This is a genomic window from Flavivirga aquimarina, assembly GCF_030540835.1.
GTDB classification, from domain to species: Bacteria; Bacteroidota; Bacteroidia; order Flavobacteriales; family Flavobacteriaceae; genus Flavivirga; species Flavivirga aquimarina.
Map to the genome: position 1 here is coordinate 1 of NZ_JAUOEK010000060.1, position 24,930 is coordinate 24,930.

The following is a 24,930-nucleotide window of genomic DNA, read 5'->3' on the forward strand; positions in this document are numbered from 1 at the left end:
TTGAGTACTTCGACTATGCTCAGCATAAACTAAAGTCGAAACGCTTTAAAGGTAATAACTAACAAGTCCTTCGACTGCGCTCAGGAGGACAATGGAACTATCATTTCGACTACGTCATTGCTTACGCTAGTTAAATTTTAACACGAGTCTCGAAGTGACTTCTGAACTCTTAAACAAGATTCACGTCTTTTTAATAATGGTAACCCCTAATTCATCAGGGCAACCAATCTTTTCAAGCGAATTTAAAGCTGCTATAGATACATTGTGTACTTTGTCGTCAATCGTTTTAAAGAGTATTGGTGTTGAAGATGTATAACTTATTTCTCCTAGTGCTTGAGCCGCTAATTTTCTGGTGTTGTAATTACCATGCTTTAATACATATTCTATTCTTTTAACCTGTTTTATTGCTACCCATTTTTGGATATCTCTTTCAGTTGGCTAAATGAATTTTAATTTAATGAGTATGTATTTGACTCCTTGTAGCATGACGTGTTAGAAGTAATTGTTTACTTATTAGTATATAATAAGTAAAGTTTGTTACTAATTAACAGTCATTTTAGTTTGAGGTAAATTTCTTGATTGGCCATTTAAGAACTTCCAACCATCTTTGCGTTTTATTAATGTGCCAGATTCGATTAATTTAAACGTTACAGCGTTTGCATTTGCATCGACTTGAACACATTTTACAATGCCTGTATAGTTTGCTATTTTTTTGGTTAAGGGAATTATTTTAATGCTTTCCCATGAAAATTCAATAAAGTTAATGATTTTTGAATTCGCAATTAACATACTTTTTATGGTATCATAATCTAATGCCTTTTCGTGCCCCGGTGGTACCCAAAAAAAGTCTGAAGAAGCATCCAAGTATTTAAACTCGCTTGTCAAACCTTTTTTTGTAATATCACTATGATAATTGTTAAACATTTGTTTAATCTCGAGTGAGATAGCATCTTTACTTTCACTACTCAGGGGCTTTTGACTATAACTATTAAATATTACTGTTAGAAGTAAACTAGTTGTCCAGATTAGTTTCATTTTATTTTTACGCTTTTGGGTACAAGTTTTGTATAATCGCCTTTATTTCTTATAACATCTCTTACTATTGAAGATGCTATATATGATGTATCTGCCGATGTTAAAAGAAAAACGGTTTCAATGGGAGCCAAGTCACGGTTAGTATGAGCAATAGCTTTTTCAAATTCAAAATCCGCCGGATTGCGAAGCCCGCGCAAAATAAATTCTACATCGATTTTTTTACAAAAATCTACTGTTAATCCTTTATAAGTAACAACCTTTATTTTTGGTTCATTAACAAAAGCATCTTCGATAAATTTTTTACGTTCTTTTAATGAGAACATATATTTTTTATCAGCATTTACACCAATAGCCACAATTACTTCATCAAAAAGGGTAACACCACGTTTTATAATATCATAGTGCCCCAATGTGAGAGGATCAAAAGATCCAGGGAATATGGCTCGTTTCATGTTTTTAAAAATACAAATTTAATTTAATTTATATAAGTTTATTCTTGTTAAATGAACTTTTATGGCAAATTTTTAGTTTAATAGCTGTTATATTTGCTTTAAAGCTTCTTCGATAGCATTATCAAATAACGCAGCTAACGAAATACCAGCGGCGGCGGCTTGTTGTGGTAAAATACTTTCTTTAGTTAGTCCGGGGACTGTGTTTATTTCCAGTAAATGAGGATCACCATCTTTAAAAATAAACTCAGAACGCGAGAAACCTTTCATTTTTAAAACTTCGTATATCTTCTCTGCAAGAATGTTTACTTTTTCTTCTTGTTCCTTATTTAACCTTGCTGGAGTTATTTCTTGAGATTTCCCCAAGTATTTAGCATCGTAGTCAAAAAAATCATTTTCGCTTACAATTTCGGTGATGGGTAATACTTTAGTATCTCCTTTATAAGTGATAACACCAACAGAGACTTCAATACCATCTAAAAACGACTCGATAATAATTTCGTCATCTTCTTTAAAGGCAATATCTATAGCATCTTTTAAGTCGTCCTTTTTATGCACTTTAGTAATACCAAAACTACTTCCTGCTTTATTGGCTTTAACGAAACAAGGCAAACCAACTTTATCAATAATGTCTTTTTCATTAATGGCATCTCCCAAATTTAAATAAAAAGAGGCTGCTGTTTTAATACCATAAGGTTTTAAAACACTTAAGCAATCACGTTTGTTAAATGTTAAAGCAGCTTGATACATACCACAGCTTGTATGTGGGATGTTAAGTAATTCAAAATACCCTTGCATGAACCCATCTTCACCAGGAGAGCCATGAATGGCGTTAAATACACAATCGAAAAAAATAACACGATTAGCAACTCGAACGGAAAAATCATCTTTATTAACGGGGAATTCGTTGTTATTAGCATCTACATACACCCACTTGTCTTTAAAAATATGAATGCGATACCCATTATATTTTGTAGAATCGAGTGTTTCATAAACAACATTTCCGCTTTTCAAGGAGATTTTATACTCACTTGAAAAACCACCCATAATTATCGCAATATTTTTTTTTGTACTCATGTTTCTTTATTTCCGAGAAGGCAGAAATTTTTTTAATAATAATTTGTGTTAATCTAAAAACCAATAATAAAACGTATCTATTATTAGTAAAGCGAAAATATCATATATATTGCAAAAGAAAAAACAGTTCTGTTTTTATATATTTGTCATATCGAAAAAAATATAATGAGTCTATTTAAATTTCTTACCAGTAAAACATTTTTGAAACAAGTTTTATTAGCACTAGTGGCTGTATTTGTGTTATGTTTTATTATGCTTAAATGGCTAAAGGTTTCAACAAATCATGGTGAGTTTGAAACAGTTCCGGACTTAACAGGGAAGTCTATTAGTGTTGCAAACATTGAATTGAAATCGAATAATTTGGTCATGCAAATTCAGGACTCAGCAAATTATAATCCAGATTACCCTAAGTTTTCGGTTGTAGAGCAAGAACCGCCAGCAGGAACAAAAGTTAAGGAGAACAGAAAAATATATTTAACACTTAACCCGTCTGGGTATAGAAAAATACAGGTGCCAGATTTAAAAGAACGTACATTTAGGCAGGCAAAACCAATGTTGGAAGCATTAGGGTTTCAGGTAGGTAAAATAACTTACGAAAATAATATTGGTAAAGACCTTGTTTTAAAGATGCGCTATAAAGGAAAAGCCATTAAAAAAGGTGATAAGCTGGCAAAAACTTCAAAAATAGATTTGGTTTTAGGTAATGGTGAAAGACCTTAAAATTAGACGGTTATTCTTAATTAATATCTAATTTTACTACAAATGGATGATTACACACCGCAATTACCCGATGAAGATAATCTTTACGAACATCATGCTTTTACAGTAGATAAGGGGCAAACACCTTTACGTATAGATAAATATTTAATGAATTTTGTTGAAAATGCTACAAGAAACAAAATTCAGGCAGCAGCAAAAAACGGAAATATTTTTGTTAATAACGAGGTTGTAAAATCCAGTTATAAAGTAAAGCCTTTGGATCGTATTCGTGTGCTATTTACCCACCCACCTCACGAAAATTTACTGGTTGGTGAAGATATTCCTATTGATGTCGTTTATGAAGATGATGAACTGTTGGTCGTCAATAAACCTGCAGGTATGGTAGTGCATCCAGGACATGGAAATTATTCGGGAACTCTTATTAATGCTTTAATTTTTCGGTTTGATAATTTACCAAATAATTCTAGTGAACGTCCGGGATTGGTGCATAGAATAGATAAGGATACTAGTGGACTTTTAGTGGTTGCGAAAACTGAAAAAGCGATGGCACATTTGTCATTGCAATTTGCCGAAAAGACCAGCGAACGTGAATATGTTGCTATTGTTTGGGGGCATATCGAGGAAGATGAAGGTACAATTGAAGGCCATATTGGTCGCCACCCTAAAAACAGATTGCAAAACACGGTGTTTCTAGATGATGAAGCCGATAAAGGAAAACCAGCAGTAACACATTATAAAGTTTTAGAGCGTTTAGGTTATGTTACTTTAGTATCCTGTAAGCTTGAAACAGGACGTACACACCAAATACGTGTGCACATGAAACATATTGGACATACTCTTTTTAATGATGAACGCTATGGTGGCGAAAGGATTTTAAAAGGAACAACCTTTACTAAATACAAACAGTTTGTAGATAATTGTTTTAAAGTATTGCCGCGGCAAGCACTACATGCCAAAACCTTAGGATTTAAACACCCCAAAACAGGAGAATTTATGCGATTTGATACATCTATTCCAGACGATATGCAACAGTGTATTGATAAATGGAAAAGTTATACGAAGAATCAGGAATTGGGGTAATGTTATATAAAGACTATTCAAGAAAACGTTTTTACTTAAAATTTTGTTATCTAAGGAAACTACAACTTTAATTTTCAGAATGGAGAAATAAAAGAATTATTGTAATTTAGTTATTTAAAAAAAAATAGTCTTAATGAAATTAGTCCTATCACCAGCAAAGTCCCTCGATTTTGAAAGTCCATTACCAACAACCAAAAATACCGAGGCACAGTTTTTAAAGCAGTCTGAACGTTTAAATAAACTCCTTAAAAAGAAATCGGCTAGAAGTTTGTCGAAACTCATGAGCATTTCAGATGCGTTGGGGCAGTTAAATTACCAACGCAATCAGGATTGGCAATTACCTTTTACAGCAGATAATGCCCGACCAGCAATTTATTCGTTTAGTGGCGATGTATACAGAGGCTTTGATGCATATAATATTCCAGAAGAAAAATTAGATACCTTACAAAATACGGTTCGTATCATTTCTGGATTATATGGGGTATTGAAACCAACCGATTTAATTCAGCCGTATCGTTTAGAAATGGGAACCAAATTCCCGGTAGGCGTTAAAAAGAATTTATATGAATTCTGGAAAAAAGATATTACCACAGCCTTGAATAAGGAACTTGAAGATGGTGAACTATTTTTAAACCTTGCCAGTAACGAATATTTTAAAGCTATAGATGTTAAAACATTAAAAGTGACTGTAATTACTGCAAACTTTAAAGACTTTAAAAATGGCGAATATAAAACGATTATGACCTTTGCCAAGCTGGCACGTGGTTATATGGCGCGTTATATTGTCGATACGAATGCCAATACATTAGATGATGTTAAAGGTTTTAATTATGAGGGTTATAATTTTAGTGAACCCATGTCTACAGAAACCGATTTAGTTTTTATCAGATAAATTTTGCTATTTCTGGGTGGTCACTTCGATTTACTTTGGCTTTGCTCAGCAAACACACAGGAACCCACTTTTAAAAATTAAGGTCACATGTATTATTACCTAATTATAGCACTTAAAATATATTGCTTCTACCACATTTATAAAAATAGAAACCCATATTATTGGTATTTTATAATATTCTTTATTCCTATTGTCGGGTGTGTTATTTATTTAATTACTCAAGTTTATAATAAGCGAGACGCAGAGAAAATCACTAACGAAATCACACAGATTATAAATCCGACTAAAAAAGTAAGAGATTTAGAAAAACAGCTTCAATTTTCAGAGTCGTATCAAAACAGGGTGAATTTGGCTGATGCCTATTTAGAGATTAAGGATTATAACAATGCTATTCCTCATTATTTGGAAGCCTTAGAAGATAGCTCACAAAATCATTTTTATGTTATTAAGCAATTAATAGAAGCCTATTTTAATATAGAAGATTGCGAAAGTGTGATTTTGTATGTCGAAAAGATAAAAACCCGTTCAGAATTTAAAAAATCCAGAGTACAGTTTCTTTATGGACTCGCTTTAGAAAGGTTAGGTAAATTAGATGAAGCCGAAGACAATTTAAAACAAATAGACATTCGCTATTCTTTTTATGAGGAGCGTTTAATTTATGCTAAGTTTTTATTAAGTAGGGATAAAAAGGATGCGGCCAAAGAAGTGTTGGAGGATGTACATACCGAGTCCCAGCATATGACAAAGCCTAACAAGCGTATCTATAGAGCGACTATATTGGAGGTTGAGAAGTTGTTGGGAGGGTTTTAAATAACTATCGCTTTAAAGTGAAATGATATTTAACAACTCTACCTTCAGAACTTATATACTTAAACCAATAGTCTGAAGAAGGCATATCTTTTCCATTAAATTTACCATTCCAACCGATAGAATTATTATTTAATGTTTTTAATAATTTGCCATATCTATCAAAAATATATACTGTATAAGACGTATTTATACCTCCATCTATATTCCATAAATCATTATAACCATCGTTGTTAGGAGTAAAAAACTTGCGATACCCCAAAATGTCGATTTCCTCGCTTATAGTACCGCAGTTATTAACATCCCGAACATATACAGTGTAAGATCCTGTTGATAAATTATAAAATGAACTGTTTTCTTGATAGTTGACCCCATTAATAGAATATTCATAATCTCCGATTCCCGAGACTTGAATATCTATGCTGTTATTAGAACTAAAATCTGAAATAATGATCTCATCGATAGTTGCCACTTCAGAAAATTGGACAGATACACTGCTGGATTCTATTGGACAATATCCATTGTCTATTGTATAAGTATAAACTCCTTCAGAATCTATTTGAGGATTAAATATTCCATTCCCTCCACTTAAAGAAGGAGTCCAGGTTCCTGTTAGATCTGGTGTTCCACCTAATAAGTTTAATAAGTCTTCTGGGGCATCATCGAGGCAAAATATTTTTGCGCCATCTGTTCCACTATTAGGTGTTTGAAGCACTGAAAGATTAACAATGTCTGAAAAAATGAGATTATTACAAAAAGAATGTCTTGTTCTGAATAAGTGCCCATCAAAATTTAATGGTACATTTAATAGTGTTAGGTTTTCTGTTTGAGCTCCTTGATAGGAGGCATTATTTAATACATCTGACCAAGTTAAACCAGAATCAGTACTTATTTCCCATTGAACTGAATTAAAATTTTGAATTGAAACAAAAAAAGAAGCATCATCATTTTCACAAGATATAACATTGCTTGGTTGCATTATAATAGTTGGAATTATTCCTTCTTGAAAATCAAATGTACTGTTGTTGTTATTATCTAATGGAGTTGTATAGCCGTCTGGTTCATTAATAATTAAACCATTTGCATCAACAGTGTCAGGAACGACACCAAGCGTTCCATTTGCATCAGAATCGCTGAAACCAGCTTCTATAACATCGAAGCAACCATCATTATCACTATCTAAATCATAAGAATCAATTATACCATCGTTGTCTGTGTCCAGTAAAGGATTACCATTTAATTCAGAGGTGTCCAGAATTCCATCGTTGTCATCATCTAAATCATTTTGATCGGGAATTCCGTCTTGGTCAAAATCACATGATAATTCCCAGATAATCTCTATTCCGTCGGCAAAACCATCAGCGCCGTTTAACTCGTATTCGAACGAAATACTCGTTATAGTACCATTTATTCTAACCGAACCAGCTGAACCACCAACAGTTGGTGTGCCACATTCTGCAGTTGTACTGCTTCCAAACAGTTGATCTGGTGTTCTGGTAATTGTATTAGAAGTGACCTCAAAATGGTTACCATTACCCGATAATCTAGTTAAAGAAACTCCAGAAGTAATTAATGTAAGTAAAGCCGAATTAGAATGTGGACCAAACCCATAACCTCCTCCTAATCTGTCAATATGTAGTATAGGATCAACTACGGGATTACTAAAAGTAAAAGTTAATACTCCTGTTCCATTTGTTCCAAAATTCAAAAGAGGAGCCAATGCTGGCTGATTAAAAATCGTATTAGAAGAATAAGTGTTAGATACATTGCACCCCATGATTCCAGTATTAAAATTAACAGAAGCACCATTTTGTAGATTAGAAACCGATGTTGTTACATTTACATTGCAAGCACTTGAAGTCCAATTTGCTCCCGACCCAGTCCAAGTTCCAGTAATTTCCTGTGAAAAAACAGATAAATGAACTAAAAGTGCCAGAAAAACAATTGTTTTTCTATATGAATTTGATTCTATGAAGTTGTTAAGCAAAATTTAAATTTTCTTTTGTTTTTTGATAAGCCTTCTATTTTATGATAATATTTAGTATAAGAAAACTTGCAGGTTCTAAAGTAACAGTTTTCGATTTACCGTAGAAATTTTTATGTTAAGAATTTACAAACATTCCTTATAAATTCAAGTTTAACAGCTTTTAAATGTTAGAGGGTTTAGATTTATAGTTTAAGATAAGCATTGCTGATTCTAACATTCGGTAATTGACAATCTCTTTTTAATTTTTAATGCGTATAACAATAATATAAACACTTTATGGCATTTGTTTTTTATATTTCTTGGCATGCATAATTAAGGTTTATTTATTTTTTGTTATAATATATTTGTCTTTATGTAAATTATAATTTACATTTGTTACAATATAAATTACAAAATAATTCAATATGAAAGTAAATAATCAATCTTTAGCTCCTTGGTTTAAGGGAAATTTTTATTTAGGTCTTGCCCTTTCGTTATTAGCATTAACTACTCTGATTTTTGAAATAGTCAAAAATGGAAATTGGTTTGTTGAAAGCCTTATTGGACATTTGGGAATGGGTTTATTGTTCCTGTATTTCTCTGGAAAACCTATGGTAGATGAACGAATTAGGTATTTAAAACTTAAGGGACTTGCAATAGGGTTTGTTATTACATCTATATCTGCGTCAATATTAAACTATATTATCACATACCCAGATGGTACCCAATCCAATGGAATTTCATCTTATTGGTTTACATTGACTTGTCTACTAATTGCTTTTATTAGTTTTGGTATTCTAAAATCGAAGGAATGAAAAATCTCATAAAAGTAGAACGGGCAAGAAATGACTTGTCACAAGCCGCATTAGCTGAAAAAGTCAATGTTACACGTCAAACTATTCATGCTATTGAAAAGAGTCGTTTTGTTCCATCGACAGCATTAGCTCTAAAAATATCTTGTGTACTTAAGATTAAGGTAGATGATCTTTTTGAGTTGGAAGAGTCAGATTGGAAATAAAATGTATTCTTGTTCTTTTGCTAATGTTTAGTATATGACAAGTAGCGCAATAGAAAGAGATAAACTCTCGTATTTGTTCTTAGCCAAAACGTTGAATTTTGTTTTAATTGATACTTATTTCTATGGTAACAGCAGAAAAATCTTCAGCATTAATTGGTCTTCCATCCAATTTTTGCATCATATTTTTTAGGGGTGCAGGCAAGTGGTAGATTGAACGTCACTTCTCTGTCAAACCGCTTCGCAGTTTGAGCAAGCTACAAGGTAAAGAAACACAAAACTTTGAGAAAACCATAAAACCCATGTTAATTTATACGGATGTAAAACGTTTATTGGTCTCAAATGGAGTTAAAACTATGTACTTTAGTACATGTCGCTTTCAGCTTCTAAAAACTTTTGACACGAACCAGCCAGCCGGCTGGCAGGTTTCACGAATTCACACGAATTCAGTTTTACCATATTTCACGAAGCAGACTTTCAGTCTGCCAAAACGAACCTATGGACTTCCAGTCCATAGATTCTGTGTTTAATCTGATTATATTTTTTCTCACTTGATTAGAATAGTGTACATTCGCTTCCCCAAAAAAAGAAACTATGGAAAATAAGATTCAGCTAGATAAAGACTCAATAAGACCATTGTTTTTTAAATATTATATTCCTATTCTAACAAGTCTATTGTCAGTTACTATACATCAAGTGATAGATGGTGCAATTCTTGCGAATTATGTAGGGAAAGAAGGAGTAGCAGCCGTTGGAATGTTTGGAACTATAATTACGGTCTTCATTGCCTTTGGTCTAACATTGGTTATAGGGGGAGGGATTTTAATCGGAAAAAATATTGGTGCTGGTAATTATGCCAAAGCTCAAAGGGTTTTTCAGTTTACGACTACGCTTGCTATATTATTTGGTCTTATAATAACAATATTAACTCCTTTTGTAGTAAATGATATTGTTTCTTTTTTAGTCGGTAATTCGGAAACTGAATTATTCGATAAAACTTTTGATTATATGTTTTGGGGATTTATGTGGATACCTATTTTTCTCTTGAGGATGATTTTAGGAAATGTTGTCAGTCATGATGGTGCTCCAAAGGTAACTAGAAATGCTTCCATTTTTGGAGTCGTAGTAAATATCATATTAGATATATTACTAATTATCGTATTTCCTTTTGGTACAGAAGGCGCTTCAATTGCTACTGGTATTTCTGTATTGTTGTCGGTAGGTTATCTAGTCTTTTATATCAATAAGGAGAAAGGGCATCTAAGGATTAGGAATTATAAATTTACACTTAAATTAAAGGAATGGAAAGAATTACTTAATTATGGAGTTCCATCGTTTGTCTCTGAAATATCTTTTTCCATTGGTTTACTGTTGATTAATATGAGGATGGCTCAATTTGGAGCTGTTTTTGTTTCTGTTTTCGGTATAATTAATTATTTAAGTTTTATTTTCTTGAGGTTATTTACAGCAGCTATGGTTTCTGCATTACCTATTATGTCTTTTAATATAGGTGCAAAATTACCAAATAGAGTACTTGGTATCTTTAAGTTTTCCCTTTTGTTTACTTTCGTTCTTGGTATTGCAGTTGTTTCTTTAGGTTTTCTAATCCCCGAGTTTCTTGTTACAATATTTTCAGGTTCTGAATCGGAGGAGTTTAAAAAAATGGCCTCAGCTTCATTAGGCTTATTTTTCTTTTTTTTCATAGTGGCAGGTCCTAATTATATTCTTGGTGCCTACCTTCAAAGTATTGGTAAATTGATTCCGTCAATTATCTTAAATTTACTTAAAGGGTGTGTCTTAGTAGTTATACCTCTATTTTTAATACCTGACTATTTAGGACATGAAAAGGAATGGACATGGCTCTCGCGTACCTTTGCAGAAATTGGTGCTTTTATACTGGTCGGGTTTTATTTATTCAATAAGCGCGAGGCCTTTTTTAGTGATAAGGCAATATTGAAGTAATTATTGTTTTCAGGAAATAGATTGACTCAAAAGATTGCATGTTAAATACCATTAAAAAGTCTAGATGTGACAAGGAATTATTAAATTTGGATTGGAATTAAAATTAGGCAGACTCCTAACGTAGTTTATCTTGAGCGAAGACGAAAGGCAGGAATTTTATGTTTAAACACACCCACCCATACAAACCATTTATACAAAACGACACTAAAAAGTTAATCGTAGGAACCTTACCACCACCAAGGTTTACAACTGGAGAACTATTGGAAAAAGATGTCGATTTTTGCTATGGCAGTTATTATAACTCCTTATGGTTATTCATTGACAAAATTCACAATTTAAATTTACGTTACGACAATTCGCAAGAAGCTATTGAACAGCGTAAACAGTTTTTAATTAAAAATAAGATTGGTGTATGCGATATTGTAGAAAGTGCCGAGCGTGAAAAGATTGATGCATCCGATTTAGGAATGAAAAACATAAAATTGCGTGATGTTATAGGGTATTTAAAGCAATACCCAACTATAGACACCTTATTGTTTACGGGCGGAAATAGCAAAAACGGACCAGAATACTTTTTTAGAAAGCATATAAGAGATTATAACATAAAGTTAGAACTCGTTTCAAACGAAGTGCCTCGAATTCACCAATTTGAACTACCTATCGAGTTGAGCGCTCTCAGTGCAGGTTCTATCGAAAACTCTTTAAGAACCATCAAAACAGTATCTCTAACCTCAGGGTCTGGTGCTGCCAACATTTCAATAAGTAGAATTCCTTTATATAAACAGTTAAAAGCTAAAAACCCTAAATTCAATACGTTTGATTTTAGGGTTATGCAGTATAAGGAGTTTTTTTGAAGGGCTTTTGTTTTATGAGGCTTATCTTTAGTTAGTAATTTATGTTATAATGATTATGCGATTTCTCACTGCGTTCGAAATGACATAACGATTATAAAATTAATCTTGCTTATAACCTAACATGTCGTCAATAGTGTTAGCCGTTACTGAATGATAATTTGATCTTGCTTTCTTATAAATAGCTAAAGCAGTCTCTACTTTATCATTTCTTTTAAAGGCTTTGTAAATGGTGGAAACATACCAACGTCTACCAACCTTAATTAAAAAGTCTTCAATTTTAGTGTCTATATTATTGCCATGATAATCATAATTAATGGCTTGTTCATACCAAACCATCGCTATGTATGAATTGTTAGAGTTGGTTAAATTAAAAGCATCATCAATCATGGCTAAATGCTCAGTTTTAATATCATCCGGAAAATTTCGAACAAAGTGTACCCATTCCTGAGTGGTCCAATCTTTTGTAAGCGTTTTATCAACTGTATTGGTTTTAACGAATTGTTGAACTGTTTTTTCAACTGTTTCGAACTTATCAGACAAAATTATAGATTGATTGTCTGGAATGCCTGCCGTGTAAATCCACTCGTCTGTATTAAATGTTATACCGTGTTTTTCTAATAAATTATCATTTAAAAAAGCCACGAATTTTTCGGTATGGATTGTCGAAAAGGCATGTTTTTGAAAATAGCTTTTTAAGAACGTATCAAACTTTTCGCGACCAACGGTTTCTTCTAAAGTTCTTAAAAAGAGGTAGCCTTTATCGTATGCAATACTATTCATACCATCATCGGGATTACGGCCTTTTAAATTTAGTTTCAGTTTTGTATCATCTGGAGTATCTTTAAAACCTTCAATTTCTTCTTCTAAATCCTGTCTCCCAATACGTGCCAACATATTGGCTCTGTCTTTACCGTAAAGCGCTTCCATAATGCGCATTTCAAAATATACGGTAAAGCCTTCGTTAAGCCAAAAATCGTCCCAGGAAGCATTGGTTACCAAATTTCCAGACCATGAGTGTGCTAACTCATGAGCAATTAATGATGTTAAGCTTTTATCTCCTGCGATTACCGTGGGGGTTGCAAAGGTTAACCGTGGATTTTCCATACCGCCAAACGGGAAACTAGGAGGTAGTACAATAACATCAAATTGTTCCCAGGCATAAGTTCCGTATAAAGCTTCGGCAGAAGCGACCATGTTTTCCATATCCGAAAACTCATAATGTGCTTTATCTACCATAGATTTTTCGGCATAAATTCCTGTACGATTACTAACTGCTTTGTATTCAATATCACCAACAGCAAGTGCAATGAGGTAAGGAGAAATAGGTTGTGCCATTTTAAAAGTATAAAGACCATCTGGTGTTTTTGTTTTTGGATTTTCGGCACTCATTACCGCCATTAATTGAGATGGTACCTGTACTTTGGCATTGTAAGTAATTCTAATTTGTGGGCTATCCTGTATGGGTATCCAAGTTCGTGTTAAAATAGCTTGTCCCTGTGTGAATAAAAAAGGGTGTATTTTATCTGTTGTTTGCCGAGGTTTTAACCATTGCAAAGCTTCTGTTTTATGAGTGGTTTTATAAAAAACGGTAATGCGTTTAGTGTTTTGGTTGATATCGATTTTTAAAGGGCTTCCCAGTTGTGTATCAAAATCACCTAAAGTGAATGTCGTGTCTTTACCGTCTGCTTGTACCTTATCAATAGTTATAAACTTGGTATCGAGAATAATTTGTGAGGCCTCATTATTTTTAATTAAATAGGACGCTTTACCTTGTATAATTTCATTATCGAAATCTACATTAATATCTAAATCTAGATGTGTAATGGCAGCATCGTTTGGTTGGGAAAAAGAATGCGGTTCTTCAATATAATTTGGTATAGCGTTATTTTGTTTTTTGGAGCAACTTGAATTTAAGAGGATTAAGCATCCTAATACTAATGTGATTTTTTTCATACCGAATTTTAATAGTTTTAAGCTAAGAACGAAGTTAGTTGTTTTTCTTTTAAAATCAACAATTGAAAGGTCGTGGAGAAAATTAGCTGTACATTTGCGTATTAATTAAGGAGGTGGCATTTAATTTATAAGTTGTTATCTCGCACCCAATAAGGAATTACCAAACAATTTATATGTCATTTACCCCATTAGGCCTTTCTCAAGCCTTACTAAAAGCGATTACCAAAAAAGGATATACAACACCGTCACCCATACAACAAAAAGCAATTCCACCTATTTTAGAAGGAAAGGATGTTTTGGCATCTGCCCAAACAGGAACAGGAAAAACAGCAGGTTTTACATTACCGCTTTTGCATTTTCTTTCTGAAAATCCGAAAGGGAAATTTCGACCTATACGTGCTTTAATTTTAACTCCAACTAGAGAGTTAGCAGCACAAGTATATAATAATGTTAAAGAGTATAGTGAGTTTTTAAACTTACAAAGTGCTGTTATTTTTGGTGGTGTTAACCAGAAACCGCAAATAGCAAGGATACGCCAAGGGGTCGATATTTTAGTCGCTACGCCGGGGCGTTTATTAGATTTAGAAAGTCAAGGCGTATTATCCTTAAAAAGAATTGAAGTTTTTATTTTGGATGAAGCAGACCGTATGTTAGATATGGGGTTTTTACGCGATATTGAGCGTGTGATAAAAACGATGCCAACCAGAAGGCAAAATTTAATGTTTTCGGCTACATTTTCAAAAGAGATAAAGAAGTTGGCACATGGTATTTTAAACAATCCAGTACAAGTAGAAGCTACGCCAGAAAACACAACTGTAGAGGCTATTACCCAAAAGGTTTATCGTGTTGCTAAAGGTTTAAAAACAGGCTTAATTATTAAATTAATTTCTGATGGTAACTGGAAACAAGTACTAGTTTTTACCCGTACTAAACATGGCGCAAATAAGCTTTGTAAAAAAATGATAAGTGCTAATATTAGTGCAGCCGCTATACATGGAAATAAGAGTCAAGGTGCTAGAACAAAAGCATTAGCAGGTTTTAAAAATGGAAGAATCCGTGTTTTAGTTGCAACAGATATTGCAGCTAGAGGATTAGATATACCATTACTACCGCATGTTGTAAATTTTGAACTGCCTAATATTTCTGAAGATTATGTGCATAGAATAGGAAGAACGGGTAGAGCAGGAGCCAAAGGAGAAGCTTTGTCGTTAGTTAGTGCTGATGAGACGACATATTTACAAAGTATTGAAAAGCTGATTGATATGAAGCTTCCTGTAGAAATTATTGAAGGGTTCGAACCTGACCCGAATGCTTCTACAGTTCCAGAAAAAAGACAACAGCGTGGTGGTGGAAATAGATCTAGGAGAAATTCTGGTTCTGAAAATTCGAAGTCGGGTGGTCAAAAAAATAATAATTCCAGACGACGTCCTAAGAGAAATAATAACAGACGTAATAATGATAAAAGGCATTAATATAATATGCAGAAAATTCTAAGAGATAAAATTATTGAGGTTTGTAATAAAAAGATAAAAGAGAAAGGTGAGAATGTCGGATTGTCTTTTTATGCTTTTTTTGCTAATAAAAATGATCATCCGGAGCTGCTTATGGAAGCTGCCACTTGGTGGATTATGGAACATAAGCTGGATCATTTTGAAAAAGCTGTAAAAATTAAGAACTTAGTGAATAATTTAAAATAAAGGTCTCGATTACGCACGACCTGACACTGAGAATGAAACAACCCAATAACCCATTACATGGCATAAAGCTAGAACAAATTATTAATGATTTGGTTTCACATTATGGTTGGGAGTATATGGGTTATAATATAAATATTAGATGTTTTACAGATAATCCTTCTGTAAAATCGAGCTTAAAATTTTTACGTAGAACACCTTGGGCAAGAACAAAGGTTGAAGCTATGTATTTAAAAATGTTGCAGAATAGCAGAGCTAAATAGTAGAAAAGAAAGGTTCAAAGTATTTACTTGAACCTTTCTTTTTCTCTTGATAAATTAATGACGTATCTACATGCTAATATTTAGTGAGAAACAATAATCATTTTAGAAATATTTTGATGATTTTCACTTGATAAATTTATAATATAAGTTCCGTTAGAAATTAATGACGTATCTATTTCTAAGCTAGTAGAATTAATTGTTTTTTTAAGAATCGATCTACCATCCAAACTATAAATTTGCATATCATTAATTATATTTTTTGAGTTTTTAACATATAATATATTTTTAGCAGGCATCGGGTAAAGAACGATACTGTTATTTAAATCTGCTTCATCTACAGATAAACTCTCTGAGCCATAAAATTCTATTTCAGTAATGGCAGTCCAAGGACTTTCTCTGTTATCACCAGCGCTATTAAATCTTCCATAGCCTATTAATTTTACGTAACGTGCATCTGCATCTACTAAATATTGATTAAAATCTGTTGTATTGGTTGCAGTAAATAATAAATCTCCAGAAGTTGGTAGAATTTTTGTTGTAAAATCTGAAGGATCGGTTCCTGTAGTAGATACCCAAATTTGAATACCAAAAGCATCAGATTTATTAGTGGTGTTAAATTGAATCATATCAAGATGATGTGTACCTCCTAAATCGTAAATAACATATTCCCCATCACCTTTATAATCTGAAGGCAGAACAGCCCCGTCATCTGCTGTCCACTCAGTATCCATGTCTTTATCTAATGATTTAATTGCTAACTCATCTTTCGAACTGTTTTCTTTTGAAAACGAGTGTACAGTTACCTTATCCGTGGGTAAGCCTGTCCCTGTATTTATAAGATCGTACAAATCTGTTAAATCTGCACCGTTTTGTGTTACATTTAAGACTCTTTCAATATCGTCTCCTCCTGGATCCTGTGTAAAAGTTACCGTACCAGCTCTAGCATTAATATCTGCATTTTCTGTAACAGTAACAGAAACTGTTTCATTACCAGTTCCTGAGTTGATATTAATAGTTATCCAGGTATCACTAGACACAGCAGTCCAACTTACATTGGCATTAACTGTAACGTCATAACTTGCAGCCTCTGGAGAAAGAGATGTAAGACTACTTATAGTTAAAGACTCAACGACTTCAATAGTACAATCACCATCAATTATATTATCACCTGCATAATCTAGAAAACAAGTACCAATTCCGTAACCAACCATAGCATCAGTTGTTGGTTCATAACTCCCCATAACAGCACCTTTATCATCAGAACCAGCTCCTGAAAAAGTAAAGATTTCACCATCTGCAGTGGCCGTTATTCCTGCTTCTTCAGAAAAACCTGTAGTTGTTGCTCCTAAGGAAGTTCCTGTATAAACGTTGCCAGTATAAGTCAATGCCGTACCAAGATTATCAAATGCACTTGCGCTATCTCCCGAAATGATATCTGTTAAATTTGGATCACTCGTAGCAAAATAAATTAAGTTATTAGATACTGTTCCAGTAGGATCTTCTGAGCCTTTATCTTCATTATAAAATAATGGAGCATTAGTATTTATAATGGTATTATTAGAAAGGTTTATGTTTTTAGATTCTTGGTATCCGCTTGAAACATCCTTGGTATTACAAGCAACATCAGCGTCTTCACTTCCTCCCATAAATGTTATACCATTATTCCACTTGGCATTACTAGCAACGGTGATACAATCTTGAATATAATTATTAGTAATTGTGTGTTCACTATCTGTAATTCTAATACCTCCTGTACCCTCAACATCTTCACCTAAAAAATAATTTCCATCAACGGTAGCGTGAGAACCATGTCGAAGCACCAAAGATCCTCTACATTTTCTAAATGTGTTATTGGTATATGTATTGCCTTTACTTTTATTAGTTATAATTTCATTTTCTCCATCAGATTGAACAAAATAGTTATTACTAACCGTTGCATTACTGTTTACCATTTGGTATGAACTAGTACCTATACGAATAGTTTCACTATCTCCAGAATTTGAATACGGGTCACCGTTGGCTTTGGTAAATGGGTACAATTCTGTGATTTTTTTGTAATTATAAAAATAATTGTTCGTTATGGTATGACCAACTATAGCACAACTATTGTTTATTTCTGGTTCGCCATCTGGCACATTAGGAAATGCATTATACGCATATTCTCCTAGCACTATTGCGCCAGCACTAACTTTATTCATAAAAGAACAGTTAATAACAGTATTATAAGTTCCATATAACACAATCCATCTGTGTTTAGGAATTTGCTCATCTGCTAAATCATCAGTTAATTCATCTGGTTCAATTCCTAGTCCATCAATGGCACAATTTTGAATGGTACTATGGTGTGCATAATTATCACCATTTCTAAATTCAATAAAATTACTGGCTCCGTAACCACCTTTCCAATGAAAACCGTCTACAATTAAATATTCACCTGTTGCAATTTTGTCTCCTGTATCATCATCTGTTTCACCACCAATAGTTAACCGTGGCCCTCCTGTAAAAATAACACCTCCTGGTGTTTCTGCTCTAAAAGTTACTGGATTATCTGCTGTACCAGAACCAAGAAATATTATACGTTCATCAGTCGTGTAAGTACCATTTTTTAATATAATAACATCTCCGGGTTCATATATCACATCTCTTAGAGACTCTGGATCAGTAATATTATAGGTGGTTTGCCCTGCTACAGAAAGAGAAAACAATAATAATAAATGAAATAGAATTTTATTCATAACTTTAGTTTAAAGGTTAATTTAATTTAGTTTTTACTGGTAAACCAAACTGGTTATCCAATTTGGATAACTAAAAATAGCTTATAAACCAACTTATTTGATAAAAAACAGCTGAAACGTAATTTTAATAGATTAGGTGTAAGGTCTTATTTTGTTTAATAATGTTCCGGAATAAAAAAAACATTACGTATTAGACCTGTAAATTTAGGATTGCTCCCAAAGTTGATTTATGAATTGGTTAACCAATTTGTAAATATAAATATACTATATTTTTGTTGAAAAAATAAACGTTATGTTTTGATGTAGAGTTTATTGTAAATGTTTTAAGCCTTCATATACAACAATGCTAACGGCATTTGCTATATTCAAACTTCTAACATGATCGCTGTATAGAGGTATTTTATATGTTTTTTCGGTATGAGTTTCAATAATAGATTTTGGAAGACCGACAGATTCTTTTCCGAAAATTAAAAACATATTGTCTGTAAAGGGAATATCCCAATGCTTTTTTTTACCATGACTTGATAAAAACACCATGGTTTTATCTTTATTTATTTCAAAAAATTCTTCAATATTATTGTAATAAGTTACTTGAAGGTGTTGCCAATAATCAAGACCTGCTCGTTTTAACCGCGTATCATCGATCTTAAAGCCAAAAGGTTTTACCAAATGCAAATGAGAACCGGAGGCTAGTGCCAGCCTACCAATATTACCTGTGTTATTTGGTATTTCGGGTTCTATTAAAACAATGTTTAAAGCCATAGTTTAGTTTTCAGATAATGGTTTTCCTATATCGTCAATTTCATCAAAATTATTGTTGGCTTTTGGATCTGGGCCATATTTATTAAAACCTCGATCTCCTTCTGAAGTTAATAAAATCAAGAGCCAGATTCCTCCAATAAATGGAATAAAATAAACAAGAAAATAAGTGCCGCTTTTTCCAGTGTCGTGTAGCCTTCGGGAAATGACTCCAAGTGTTGGTATAATCATTCCTAATAAATATATAAAAATAACGAAAGTCAAAACCTCATTTCCTCCTATTAAATCATCAATGAAATCTATTAAGAAGGTTAAAGCAAATAGAATTAGAAAGTTAAATAAAACAAACATCCAAAACTCTTTACGTCTTGCTCTACCGCTAAATGTGGCATAATTCTTTATGATAACGTCTAAATACCACTTCATAAAATTTAATTTCTAGTTTAATACAGATTTTACAAATTTGTCAATACTATTTACTCCTTCGTTGGTGACATGTTTTACAAAAGCACTCCCAATTATAGCTCCTTTAGCATATTGTGTTGCTTGTGTAAAGGTTTGGTTGTTGCTTATTCCAAATCCAACGATTTGAGGGTTGTTAAGGTTCATGTTTCCTATACGCTCAAAATACTGGGTTTGTTCTTCACCAAAGCCTGATTGTGCTCCTGTTGTACTGGCACTACTTACCATATAAATAAATCCGTTGGAAATAGAATCTATATAACGTATACGTTCATCGCTGGTTTGTGGTGTTATTAAAAACACGTTTATTAAGCCATATTTTTCAAAAATGGTCTGGTATTTTTCATGATACACATCGACTGGTAAATCGGGTATTATTAGGCCATCTATCCCAATTTCCTGACATTTTTTGCAAAAGGCTTCAACGCCATATTGGTATATTGGGTTAAAGTATCCCATAATAATTAAAGGTATATTAACGGATTGCCTTATATCTTTTAATTGATTAAAAAGCACTTCGCTTGTCATACCATTTTTTAAGGCTTGGGTAGAGCTTGCCTGAATGGTTGATCCATCTGCCAGTGGATCGCTAAATGGTAATCCTATTTCGATCATATCTACCCCATTTTTTTCTAAATCTTGGATGATAGAAACGGTATCGTTAATACTTGGGTAACCTGCTGTGAAGTATATAGAAAGTAACTTCTTGTCTTCTTTTAGTTTTTTATTTATTCTGTTCATTGTTTTGTCATTCCTGCGAAGGCAGGAATCCATTTTTTAGTTATGTTTTTCTTTTTATTCATTTTTTGCTTGTCCAAAAAACGAACCAAAAAAAGACATCCAAGTCAAGGAATTTTTCAGTTTTCAAACTGAAAACCGATTTGAAAACTTCGCGTCGAACTGCGTTCTCCTGTTTTCGAAGCTTTTCTTCATCTATTCTTCGCCTTGGCAGATCAATTCTGAGAATTGATTTGGGACTTGAATATTTGAATGTTTTATGTTTGATTCCAAGTTCAAGCTTTATTTTTAATGTTATTTATATCTTAAAATATTCTATGTAATTTTCCAAATCCTTATCCCCACGACCAGAAAGACTCACCACAACGACATCATCAGGTTTAAATGTTTTCTGTTCGAAAATAGCTAGCGCATGCGAGCTTTCTATAGCAGGAATAATGCCTTCTAATTCGCATAACTTTAATCCGGCTTTCATAGCATCGTCATCTGTGATTGCCATAAATTCTGCACGTTCTGTTTTGCATAAATGCGCATGCATAGGACCAACACCGGGATAATCTAACCCTGCCGAAATGGAGTAGGGTTCTGTTATTTGCCCATCACTTGTTTGCATTAATAAGGTTTTACAACCATGTATAATACCTTCTTTTCCCAAAACGGATGTTGCTGCACTTTCACCAGAATCAACCCCTAAACCTGCTGCTTCTACAGCTATAATGTTTACGTCTTTTTCATGTAAAAAATGGTAGTATGTTCCTGCAGCGTTACTTCCTCCTCCAATACAAGCAACGACATAGTCTGGGTTTTCTCTACCTTCGTGTTCTTTTAGTTGCCATTTAATTTCTTCTGAAATAACCGATTGAAACTTGGTTACCATATCTGGATAGGGGTGTGGCCCGATAGCAGAACCTATAATATAATGGGTGTTTACAGGGTTATTAATCCAATCTCGAATGGCTTCGTTAGTAGCATCTTTTAAAGTACGACTTCCCGAAAGTGCTGGTATTACGGTTGCTCCTAACATTTTCATTCTGGCAACGTTTGGAGCTTGTCGTGCGATATCAATTTCACCCATATAAACAATACACTCTAAGCCCATTAAAGCACAAACGGTAGCAGTTGCAACGCCATGTTGTCCGGCACCAGTTTCTGCAATGATTCTGCGTTTTCCTAGTCGCTTAGCCATGAGTATTTGCCCAATGGTATTATTTATTTTATGAGCCCCTGTATGGTTCAAATCCTCACGTTTTAAATAAACTTTGGTGTTATATTTTTCCGATAGACGTTTAGCAAAATAGAGTGGGGAAGGGCGTCCTACATAATCTTTTAAAAGCTGATTAAACTCTTTTTGAAATTCAGGCTCTGCCATTACTTTAAGATAGTTTTGGCGTAATTCTTCTACATTAGGATACAGCATTTCCGGAATGTATGCACCTCCGAATTCTCCATAATATCCTTTTTCGTTTACGTTGTAATTTTCCATATTTTTTGTCATTCCCTCGAAGGAGGGAATCTGTTTAATTTTAGTTATAACTTATAATGGATTCCGCATCAAGTGCGGAATGACAAATGTTTTTTAAATTCTTTTAATTTTTCAATATGCTTTAATCCGGGTTCTATTTCAAATTTACTATTCACATCTAATGCATAACAATATTTTGAAGCTTCACTTTGTTTAAATTTTTTAATGGCTTCAATTTGGTCTAAACCAATACCGCCACTTAAAAAGAAAGGTTTTGTTGATGGGTAATTATTTAAAACATTCCAATTAAAGGTGTAACCATTACCTCCTGGTAATTTGCCTTTTGTGTCGAATAGAAAATAATCACAAACCGTTTCATAGGGTTTTAAAATCTCAAAATCGAATTCTTCTTTTATTGAGAATACTTTTATTATTTGAACCAGAACTTGTTTCAGGTTCTTTTTACGAGATGCTGAAACATGTTCAGCATGACGATCTGTTTCTTTTGATGAGATTGCCACGTCACTTTGCTCCTCATAATAACGTTTCAATTTTAAACAGTATTCTGGCGATTCTTTTCCGTGTAATTGAACTGCTTGTAATTGATGTGTATTTATTTGTTCGATAACATATTCTAAATTTTCATCTACAAAAACACCCACTTTTTTTATAGATGTTGGTAGTTCGGGGATAATGTTATTAAAATGTCTTGCAGACTTTTCGTAAAATATAAATCCAAGATAATCGGGTTGCAAAGTTGCGACTTGAGTTATATTATCTTCATATTTCATTCCGCAAACTTTAAGCCTCACCCTAGCCCTATCTGAAGGAGAGGGGATTTTATCTGTTTTTAATATGTTTTTTTCTTCTTTTTTCATTCGAGTAAATGTTCTCCTCTTTTGGAGGAGTTATAAGAGGCTCTTTATAAATTGTTTGGCACTCTCTCCGGCATTATCCGTTTTCATAAAGTTTTCACCAATTAAAAAACCTTGGTAACCATAAGGTTTTAATTCTTTTATGGCTTCAATATTACTAATACCACTTTCTGAAACTTTTACAAAATCATTGGGAATAAGGGTACTTAATGCTTTGCTTGTTTCTAGGCTCACGTCAAAAGTTTTTAAATTTCTATTGTTTACGCCTAACATATCTAATGAAGGCATAATAGATTTATGTAATTCTTCTTCGTTATGAACTTCTAATAAAACATCTAGATCCAGACTTTTTGCAAATTGAGAAAACTGCTTTATTTCTTCTCTGGTTAAAATGGCTGCTATCAATAAAATAACATCTGCACCATAAGCTTTTGCTTCTAATATTTGATAGTTATCTATAATAAATTCTTTGCGAAGTAATGGTAAATTACAGCTTGCTCTGGCAAGTAACAGATCGTCTAAAGACCCACCAAAATATTTTCCGTCTGTTAAAACCGACATACCGCAAACACCTGCATCTTCATACCCTTTTGCTACATCTTGAACATTTAAACTCTGGTTTATTACCGATTTTGATGGGGAACGTCTTTTATGTTCTGCAATAATGCCTGTACTGCTATTACGTAAATTATTAGCTAATGAAATTGTATCTCTGCTAAATAGAATAGATTGTTCTAATTGTGATACTGGAATTAAGCCCTTACGTAGGTCGACTTCTTTTCGTTTGTCTTTTACTATGTTATCTAGTATTGTCATTTTTAGTGTTCAGTGTTCAGTGTTCAGTGTTCGGTGTTCAGTGATCAGTGTTCAGTGTTCGGTGTGCAAAACTGCTACTGTTTACTATTTTATTTACTTAATTCCACAAGTTTATCTAAACTCGCTTTGGCTTTCCCAGAAAGCAACGATTCTTTTGCGAGTTCAAACCCTTCTTTATGGCTTATTTGCTTTGTTGTTGCTATGGCTAATCCAGCATTGGCGCATACCACATTGTTTTGAGGTTCGGTGCCTTTTCCTTCGATAACATTTACAAAAATTTTAGCAGCATCTTCTACGGTGTTTCCTCCAAAAATCGATTCTTGGGTGATTGTTGATATTCCTAAATCCTCTGGCGAAAACATGGTTTCGGAATTATTGGAAATCACTTTTGTGTTTCCAGTTAATGAAATTTCATCATAACCGTCTAATGCGTGAACAATGCTATAGTTTTTATCTGTATTTTGATATAAATAGCCATACAAACGTAACAGTTCCAGGTTAAATACCCCTACCATTTGATTTTTAGGAAAAGAAGGGTTAACCATAGGTCCCAACATATTAAAAAATGTTTTTACACCTAATTCACGGCGAATGGGTGCCACATTTTTCATAGCGGGATGAAACAATGGTGCATGTAAAACACAAATACCTGCTTTATCGATAGACTTTTTTAAGAAATCTTCATCATTGGAAAATTTAATACCTAAATATTCCATAACGTTTGAAGATCCACAGGCAGAAGACACACCATAATTACCATGTTTAGCAACTTTAATACCAGCTCCGGCAGATACGAACGATGAGAGGGTAGAGATGTTAAAAGTGTCTTTCCCATCACCACCGGTTCCGCATAAATCGATAGCATTAAAGTCTTTTAAGTCTATGGCGATGCATAATTCTAAAAGGGCTTCTCTAAAACCGCGCAATTCTTCAAGGGTGATGCTTCGCATCATGAAAACCGTAAGGAAGGAAGCGATTTGGCTTTGGTTGTACATTCCGTTGGAGATGTTTACCAATACTTGTTTAGCTTCTTCGCTTGAGATGCTTTCGTGGTTTATAAGTCTGTTTAATAATTGTTTCATTTTTTCTCTTTTATTTATTCATTTTGTCTTGTTCTCGACTGCGCTACCATTGACGTTATTTTATAATTAATTGTTTTTCAGTATTTTAATTTATCTAATATGTCACGTTGAGTACTTCGACTATGCTCAGCATAAACTAAAGTCGAAACGCTTTAAAGGTAATAACTAACAAGTCCTTCGACTGCGCTCAGGAGGACAATGGAACTATCATTTCGACTACGTCATTGCTTACGC

General features: G+C 33.4%; 25 protein-coding genes. 11 read left to right on the plus strand and 14 right to left on the minus strand.

Features of this window, described 5'->3' with window-relative positions; genetic code table 11:
• Positions 1-180 precede the first annotated feature (180 nt).
• The 4 genes from Q4Q35_RS22355 to Q4Q35_RS04245 form a co-directional block, all read right to left on the minus strand.
• Complete coding sequence (locus Q4Q35_RS22355; protein WP_367892731.1) at positions 181-423, minus strand: HEAT repeat domain-containing protein; 243 nt, start codon at positions 421-423, stop codon at positions 181-183.
• Positions 424-540: 117 nt separating this feature from the next.
• On the minus strand, positions 541-1,035 hold the full coding sequence (locus Q4Q35_RS04235) for a hypothetical protein (RefSeq protein WP_303276694.1): 495 nt from the start codon (positions 1,033-1,035) through the stop codon (positions 541-543).
• Positions 1,032-1,487 carry a pantetheine-phosphate adenylyltransferase gene (gene coaD, locus Q4Q35_RS04240; protein WP_303276695.1) on the minus strand — a complete coding sequence of 152 codons (456 nt, stop codon included), beginning with the start codon at positions 1,485-1,487 and terminating at the stop codon, positions 1,032-1,034. The genes Q4Q35_RS04235 and coaD overlap by 4 nt, the downstream gene beginning before the upstream one ends.
• Before the next feature lie 87 nt (positions 1,488-1,574).
• Positions 1,575-2,561, minus strand: coding sequence for a D-alanine--D-alanine ligase (locus tag Q4Q35_RS04245; protein ID WP_303276696.1), 987 nt, complete (start codon positions 2,559-2,561; stop codon positions 1,575-1,577).
• Between the two features lie 165 nt (positions 2,562-2,726).
• Here Q4Q35_RS04245 and Q4Q35_RS04250 point away from each other — a divergent pair, with 165 nt between their 5' ends.
• The 4 genes from Q4Q35_RS04250 to Q4Q35_RS04265 all read left to right on the plus strand — a co-directional run bounded on the left by Q4Q35_RS04250 (position 2,727) and on the right by Q4Q35_RS04265 (position 6,063).
• The gene (locus Q4Q35_RS04250; protein ID WP_303276697.1) at positions 2,727-3,281 is read left to right on the plus strand and encodes a PASTA domain-containing protein; all 555 of its coding nucleotides are present in this window, start codon (positions 2,727-2,729) and stop codon (positions 3,279-3,281) included.
• 42 nt (positions 3,282-3,323) lie between these two features.
• Positions 3,324-4,361 (plus strand): RluA family pseudouridine synthase, encoded by a 1,038-nt coding sequence (locus tag Q4Q35_RS04255; protein ID WP_303276698.1) that lies wholly within the window; start codon positions 3,324-3,326, stop codon positions 4,359-4,361.
• 133 nt (positions 4,362-4,494) lie between these two features.
• Positions 4,495-5,253 carry a peroxide stress protein YaaA gene (gene yaaA, locus Q4Q35_RS04260; protein WP_303276699.1) on the plus strand — a complete coding sequence of 253 codons (759 nt, stop codon included), beginning with the start codon at positions 4,495-4,497 and terminating at the stop codon, positions 5,251-5,253.
• A gap of 87 nt (positions 5,254-5,340) precedes the next feature.
• The gene (locus Q4Q35_RS04265; RefSeq protein ID WP_303276700.1) at positions 5,341-6,063 is read left to right on the plus strand and encodes a hypothetical protein; all 723 of its coding nucleotides are present in this window, start codon (positions 5,341-5,343) and stop codon (positions 6,061-6,063) included.
• A gap of 4 nt (positions 6,064-6,067) precedes the next feature.
• Here Q4Q35_RS04265 and Q4Q35_RS04270 read toward each other — a convergent pair whose 3' ends face one another.
• Complete coding sequence (locus tag Q4Q35_RS04270; protein WP_303276701.1) at positions 6,068-8,047, minus strand: T9SS type B sorting domain-containing protein; 1,980 nt, start codon at positions 8,045-8,047, stop codon at positions 6,068-6,070.
• A gap of 404 nt (positions 8,048-8,451) precedes the next feature.
• Between Q4Q35_RS04270 and Q4Q35_RS04275 the strand changes: the two genes are divergently transcribed.
• The 4 genes from Q4Q35_RS04275 (at position 8,452) to Q4Q35_RS04290 (ending at position 11,857) form a co-directional block, all read left to right on the plus strand.
• Complete coding sequence (locus tag Q4Q35_RS04275) at positions 8,452-8,841, plus strand: hypothetical protein (RefSeq protein ID WP_303276702.1); 390 nt, start codon at positions 8,452-8,454, stop codon at positions 8,839-8,841.
• Entirely contained in the window at positions 8,838-9,044 is a 207-nt protein-coding gene (locus Q4Q35_RS04280) for a helix-turn-helix transcriptional regulator (RefSeq protein ID WP_303276703.1), read from the plus strand. The genes Q4Q35_RS04275 and Q4Q35_RS04280 overlap by 4 nt, the downstream gene beginning before the upstream one ends.
• Before the next feature lie 591 nt (positions 9,045-9,635).
• Positions 9,636-11,003: an MATE family efflux transporter gene (locus Q4Q35_RS04285; protein ID WP_303276704.1), complete on the plus strand. Its 1,368-nt coding sequence runs from the start codon at positions 9,636-9,638 to the stop codon at positions 11,001-11,003.
• A gap of 158 nt (positions 11,004-11,161) precedes the next feature.
• On the plus strand, positions 11,162-11,857 hold the full coding sequence (locus Q4Q35_RS04290) for a uracil-DNA glycosylase family protein (protein ID WP_303276705.1): 696 nt from the start codon (positions 11,162-11,164) through the stop codon (positions 11,855-11,857).
• Positions 11,858-11,956: 99 nt separating this feature from the next.
• Here Q4Q35_RS04290 and Q4Q35_RS04295 read toward each other — a convergent pair whose 3' ends face one another.
• Positions 11,957-13,810 (minus strand): M1 family metallopeptidase, encoded by a 1,854-nt coding sequence (locus tag Q4Q35_RS04295; protein WP_303276706.1) that lies wholly within the window; start codon positions 13,808-13,810, stop codon positions 11,957-11,959.
• 173 nt (positions 13,811-13,983) lie between these two features.
• Between Q4Q35_RS04295 and Q4Q35_RS04300 the strand changes: the two genes are divergently transcribed.
• From Q4Q35_RS04300 to Q4Q35_RS04310, 3 genes are read left to right on the plus strand one after another with little or no spacing between them, the layout of a single operon-like run.
• Positions 13,984-15,282: a DEAD/DEAH box helicase gene (locus Q4Q35_RS04300; RefSeq protein ID WP_303276707.1), complete on the plus strand. Its 1,299-nt coding sequence runs from the start codon at positions 13,984-13,986 to the stop codon at positions 15,280-15,282.
• 6 nt (positions 15,283-15,288) lie between these two features.
• Positions 15,289-15,507: a DUF6500 family protein gene (locus Q4Q35_RS04305; RefSeq protein WP_303276708.1), complete on the plus strand. Its 219-nt coding sequence runs from the start codon at positions 15,289-15,291 to the stop codon at positions 15,505-15,507.
• 32 nt (positions 15,508-15,539) lie between these two features.
• Positions 15,540-15,767 (plus strand): VF530 family protein, encoded by a 228-nt coding sequence (locus tag Q4Q35_RS04310; protein WP_303276709.1) that lies wholly within the window; start codon positions 15,540-15,542, stop codon positions 15,765-15,767.
• 80 nt (positions 15,768-15,847) lie between these two features.
• Here Q4Q35_RS04310 and Q4Q35_RS04315 read toward each other — a convergent pair whose 3' ends face one another.
• The 8 genes from Q4Q35_RS04315 to trpD form a co-directional block, all read right to left on the minus strand.
• Positions 15,848-18,502, minus strand: coding sequence for a chondroitinase-B domain-containing protein (locus Q4Q35_RS04315; RefSeq protein ID WP_303276710.1), 2,655 nt, complete (start codon positions 18,500-18,502; stop codon positions 15,848-15,850).
• A gap of 309 nt (positions 18,503-18,811) precedes the next feature.
• On the minus strand, positions 18,812-19,264 hold the full coding sequence (locus Q4Q35_RS04320) for a tRNA (cytidine(34)-2'-O)-methyltransferase (RefSeq protein ID WP_303276711.1): 453 nt from the start codon (positions 19,262-19,264) through the stop codon (positions 18,812-18,814).
• A 3-nt stretch (positions 19,265-19,267) separates the two neighbouring features.
• Positions 19,268-19,687 carry a DUF805 domain-containing protein gene (locus tag Q4Q35_RS04325; RefSeq protein WP_303276712.1) on the minus strand — a complete coding sequence of 140 codons (420 nt, stop codon included), beginning with the start codon at positions 19,685-19,687 and terminating at the stop codon, positions 19,268-19,270.
• A gap of 12 nt (positions 19,688-19,699) precedes the next feature.
• A complete protein-coding gene (gene trpA / locus Q4Q35_RS04330) occupies positions 19,700-20,464 on the minus strand; it encodes a tryptophan synthase subunit alpha (RefSeq protein ID WP_303276713.1) in 765 nt (254 codons plus the stop codon).
• Between the two features lie 295 nt (positions 20,465-20,759).
• Positions 20,760-21,944: a tryptophan synthase subunit beta gene (gene trpB / locus Q4Q35_RS04335; protein ID WP_303276714.1), complete on the minus strand. Its 1,185-nt coding sequence runs from the start codon at positions 21,942-21,944 to the stop codon at positions 20,760-20,762.
• 68 nt (positions 21,945-22,012) lie between these two features.
• Positions 22,013-22,735, minus strand: coding sequence for a phosphoribosylanthranilate isomerase (locus Q4Q35_RS04340; RefSeq protein WP_303276717.1), 723 nt, complete (start codon positions 22,733-22,735; stop codon positions 22,013-22,015).
• A gap of 96 nt (positions 22,736-22,831) precedes the next feature.
• Positions 22,832-23,614, minus strand: a complete 783-nt coding sequence (gene trpC / locus Q4Q35_RS04345; RefSeq protein ID WP_303276715.1) for an indole-3-glycerol phosphate synthase TrpC — start codon at positions 23,612-23,614, stop codon at positions 22,832-22,834.
• An 89-nt stretch (positions 23,615-23,703) separates the two neighbouring features.
• Entirely contained in the window at positions 23,704-24,696 is a 993-nt protein-coding gene (gene trpD / locus Q4Q35_RS04350; protein ID WP_303276716.1) for an anthranilate phosphoribosyltransferase, read from the minus strand.
• Positions 24,697-24,930: the final 234 nt, after the last annotated feature.